Annotated in this window: 1 protein-coding gene; it reads left to right on the top strand. The window is 57.3% G+C overall.

The window, feature by feature from the left end; translation table 11 throughout:
* Positions 1-438, top strand: a 438-nt coding sequence (locus tag KP705_RS17850; RefSeq protein ID WP_215765255.1) for a Tn3 family transposase, incomplete at both ends; no start/stop codon positions are given.

Here is a 438-nt window from a genome sequence, read left to right as displayed (position 1 = left end):
GCATTCGACACCTACCTTCTTCCGGAAGCCACGTTTGCAGCGATGCGCGCGCAAGGACCGTTGCCTCTGGCGATCAATGCTACGGCTGACACGTTCCTTTCTCAACGGCGTGCAGTGCTGGAAACCGCGCTGAACCGGGTGACGGCTCTTGCCAGGAAGGGCGAGTTGTCACAGGTCCGGCTTGATGCACATGGTCTTGTGATTTCGCCTCTGAAAGCAATTACACCCCCTGCTGTGGAAGAGTTGAGGCGGGCGGCTTACGACCGGCTGCCACGCATCAAGATTACTGATCTTCTGCTGGAAGTGGACCGCTGGATCAGCTTCACCGACTGCTTTACCAATCGACGTTCCAGCCGTGTCTCGGATTACAAAAACGCCCAGCTGACGGTGATCCTGGCGGATGGGATTAATCTTGGTCTGACACGCATGGCCGACACC

The organism is Gluconobacter sp. P1D12_c, assembly GCF_018812105.1.
GTDB classification, from domain to species: domain Bacteria; phylum Pseudomonadota; class Alphaproteobacteria; order Acetobacterales; family Acetobacteraceae; genus Gluconobacter; species Gluconobacter oxydans_A.
This window is presented reverse-complemented; position numbering and strand designations above follow the sequence as displayed.